We start from the raw sequence: 2,948 nt of genomic DNA, 5'->3' as shown, positions 1-2,948 counted from the left end.
AACTACGCTGCAAGCGGTGACGGACCCTGCGATTATGAACAAGACAGAACTGACGAAAACTGGCAATACACAGAGCCTCGCCGGGCGAATTCCAATCCTCGGCAGGTTCCTGGTGTGGGTCTGGCTAAACCCACTCATTGCACCGGCGCTAATTGTGGTAATCGTCGTCACCCAGGCTCCATTCATTCTGACGGTGATCTACAGTCTGTTTCGATGGAACCTCCAGCGACCAGAGAACACCGCATTCAATGGAGTCGGAAATTATGTCGATATCTTCCGCGACTCGCGATTCCTAAACGCTGTAGTGACGTCGCTAACTTTCACGGTTGCCGCGGTGTTGCTGTCACTTCTGATTGGGCTGCTTTACGCACTGCTTGTGCATGACCGATTCTTTGGCCGCGGTATCGTGCGGACGCTGCTTATCACGCCGTTCCTCATCATGCCGATCATTGGGGCGCTAGCTTGGAAATATACCGTGTTGAGCCCTATTTTTGGCGTTGTGAACTGNGACGCTGCTTATCACGCCGTTCCTCATCATGCCGATCATTGGGGCGCTAGCTTGGAAATATACCGTGTTGAGCCCTATTTTTGGCGTTGTGAACTGGATCGCCCGCCAATTCGGGAGCGCTCCGACAGACTGGATCGGTATGCATCCGGTTATGTCGGTCGTCGCCGTGTTGGTATGGCGCTGGGCTCCATTCATGATGATCATCATCCTTGCGGGTCTTCAGGCGTTAGACGACAGCCAACGCGAAGCGGCCAGAATGGACGGCGCAGGCCAGTGGGCAGAAACGCGTTACATCGTGCTGCCGCACCTGAAGAGATACCTGCAACTCAGTGCCCTGCTTGGCTCGATTTTCATCGTCAATGAGTTCGACGTGATCTTCATGTTGACGCAAGGCGGGCCCGGCACTGCCACCACGAACGTACCCTTCCTCATCTATCAAAGCGTTTTTTATGGGTTCGATATCGGCCACGCGGCAGCCATGGCGGTGATTATCGTGATCGGTACGATCATCGTGGTTACCTACCTGTTGAAACTGCTCGGGAGTCTCACGGGGGATTTGGACTGATGGCCTTCTGGCGACGAAACACGACTTTCGTGCAGGGGATAGAGCGGTCGGATGCTATCCGGACGATAGTTGCCTGGGGCGTGGCGCTTGTCGTTTCCTTTCCTTTCCTCTATCTCGCGACAAGCGGCTTCAAGACCGAGGTTGAAGCGCCGAAGATGCCACCGGCCTTCGTGCCGGTGCCCAGTTCAGTTGCAAGCGTCCCGTTGACCTACACACCGACGCTTGAGAATTACAAACTGATTCTGACCGGCGATTTCATGCCCTATTTCGCCAATTCGGCGACCGCAGCGCTCGTGTCGACCCTTCTGGTGCTTCTGCTGGCAATACCTGCTGCTTATGCGTTGACCCAACCTCAGACCAGCGGCAAACGTGACGTTCTGTTCTTCTTGATCTCGACACGCTTTCTGCCCGCCGTTGGTGTGATCATCCCGATCTTTCTAGCAACACGTTTTCTTGGCCTATTAGACAACGTGTTAGCATTAATTATCCTCTACACGGCGATGAACCTACCGATCGCCGTTTGGATGTTGCGGTCGTTCTTTCAGGACTTACCTAAAGATGTGCTTGAGGCTGCGCGTATGGATGGGGCGGGTACGACGCAGGAATTGATCCTGATCGCGTTGCCGATGATAAAAAATGGCGTGCTGGCAACGGCTTTTCTAGCGATCGTTTTTGCCTGGAACGAGTTTCTGCTGGCGCTAACGTTGACAACGACAAAGGGCGCGACGGTACCGCTTTACATGATCAGCTTCATGTCGGCCCAGGGGCTATGGTATGCGAAAATGTCGGCAGCCGGTACGCTGGCCGCGCTCCCAGTCGTGATCCTCGGCTGGCTCGGACAAAAGTGGCTGGTACGTGGTTTATCCATGGGAGCTGTCAAGTAATGGCTGCTGTCAAGCCAATTCGCGTGGGCTCGTCCAAGATGACGAAGCCTTCATTATTCGCCAACATTGACAGAGTGTTTGCAGCAAGGCCTGCTGAGATAGTCACTGATGGAACCATTGTTCGAATATTGGTTATCAATTGGCGTCCGATTGAACCCAATCGTCGCTCCGCATGGTGCGGTTCCTTACAGCGAAGACCCGGCGGCGTGGGGCAGACTGAGCGCCGGTGATCGATCTGACATCGACATGTGAGACCGCCGAAAGCTTGCCGACGCTACTGTCCGTACTGGACTTGGCGAACGGCTGATGGCAAGGGCGGGATAACCGTATCGCGGCGAACTTTGGGCTGCTCGCCATCGTGGTGCGGTCGAGGCTATGAGCCTAGGCTCAGGATCTGTAATTTGCAGAGCTAGGCGGTGTTTCCCTTGAGGGCTTCAAGGATCTGTCCGCACTGATGGCTGCAAGCAGCAATCGTGCTATATCGGGTTTCACAGTAAGCGGTGTTTCCGGACTGGCCTGACCCCATAGGGTGGTCCGGTTTCAATCTTAGTTCATGATCGGCCTTGGGGCTATTGCCTGGGCAGATGACGGTGCTGCTCCGCTTGCTGGCGCAGGCCAGATGATGGCCTCGGGTGCCGGTGGCTTGTATCCAAGTGGAGTGCACCCCGTTTCACCGGACAGGTCGGCTAGTTTGATTTAGCCCTGATGAACTGCCGAGGGGAAGCCATCTTGAGCGCGGAATGGGGATGGATTTCGTTATAGTCCTCGATCCATCCGTCGATGAGCCGGAGCGCTGTTTCGGCGTCCGGTAGTGCTGCGATGCGGATATAGTCCCGCTTCAGGGTTTTGACGAAGGCTTCCGACATGCCGTTCGACTGCGGACTGGCCACCGGCGTGAAGCAAGGCGTCAGATTGAGCGCCTGGGCAAATAGCCTCGTGTCCCTCGCGGTGTAAGCAGAACCATTGTCCGAGAGATGCTCGATTGCGTGCG

General features: G+C 55.4%; 3 protein-coding genes. 2 read left to right on the top strand and 1 reads right to left on the bottom strand.

Annotation, left to right across the window (positions count from 1 at the left end):
• Window positions 1-536: 536 nt before the first annotated feature.
• Together ACM6UT_RS23060 and ACM6UT_RS23055 are read left to right on the top strand one after the other, a co-directional pair.
• Window positions 537-1,073, top strand: coding sequence for a carbohydrate ABC transporter permease (locus ACM6UT_RS23060; protein WP_416799611.1), 537 nt, complete (start codon window positions 537-539; stop codon window positions 1,071-1,073).
• Window positions 1,073-1,957 carry a carbohydrate ABC transporter permease gene (locus ACM6UT_RS23055; protein ID WP_416799610.1) on the top strand — a complete coding sequence of 295 codons (885 nt, stop codon included), beginning with the start codon at window positions 1,073-1,075 and terminating at the stop codon, window positions 1,955-1,957. The genes ACM6UT_RS23060 and ACM6UT_RS23055 overlap by 1 nt, the downstream gene beginning before the upstream one ends.
• 686 nt (window positions 1,958-2,643) lie before the next feature.
• Here the strand turns inward: ACM6UT_RS23055 and ACM6UT_RS23050 are convergent.
• Window positions 2,644-2,948 (bottom strand): integrase core domain-containing protein (locus ACM6UT_RS23050; protein WP_416799609.1); only part of this gene is annotated, 305 nt, incomplete at its 5' end.

The sequence above is a fragment of the Ciceribacter azotifigens genome, assembly GCF_048159625.1.
In the GTDB taxonomy this organism is placed as follows: domain Bacteria; phylum Pseudomonadota; class Alphaproteobacteria; order Rhizobiales; family Rhizobiaceae; genus Allorhizobium; species Allorhizobium azotifigens.
The sequence above is the reverse complement of the archived record's forward strand: the minus strand, read 5'-3'. Positions and strand labels throughout refer to the sequence as shown.

What these genes read in the sequence shown, in the direction of transcription:
- ACM6UT_RS23060 (WP_416799611.1), top strand. Translation starts at nt 537, where the DNA reads ATGCCGATCATTGGGGCGCTAGCTTGGAAATATACCGTGTTGAGCCCT.
- ACM6UT_RS23055 (WP_416799610.1), top strand. Translation starts at nt 1,073, where the DNA reads ATGGCCTTCTGGCGACGAAACACGACTTTCGTGCAGGGGATAGAGCGG.